This window comes from Litoribrevibacter euphylliae (assembly GCF_042646085.1).
Lineage (GTDB): Bacteria > Pseudomonadota > Gammaproteobacteria > Pseudomonadales > Litoribrevibacteraceae > Litoribrevibacter > Litoribrevibacter euphylliae.
Genome location: NZ_JBHRSZ010000008.1, coordinates 293 through 575, shown reverse-complemented (window position 1 = coordinate 575; position 283 = coordinate 293). Strand labels below are relative to the sequence as shown.

The 283-nt window shown below is 56.5% G+C and carries 1 protein-coding gene; it reads right to left on the bottom strand.

All coding sequences use genetic code 11. From position 1 onward, the window contains the following. The coding region (locus tag ACFOEK_RS19130) for a VCBS domain-containing protein (RefSeq protein WP_386723086.1) at positions 1 to 283 on the bottom strand (283 nt) is incomplete at both ends.

Genomic DNA, 283 nt, shown 5'->3' with positions numbered 1-283 from the left:
CGTCCGAGGTGAACACGATGGTGTCGGTTAAAGTCTCGCCTTCGCCCAACGCTTGAACCGTTGCGTTGCCGTTATCCAGTGTGTAGATCCAGTTGCCGGACGCATCCACAGACACCGTTCCGTAAGTGGCGGTGCTGCTGGCCAGTGTGTTTTCGCCGGTGTCAGTATCGGTAATGGTGACTGTACCCGTCGCAGTTGCGTTCGCCGCATCGTCTTCCGTCACCGCCGTATCCGTTGCCGTCACAACAATGTTTGCATCGTCATTGGCACCGGTAATGGTGAT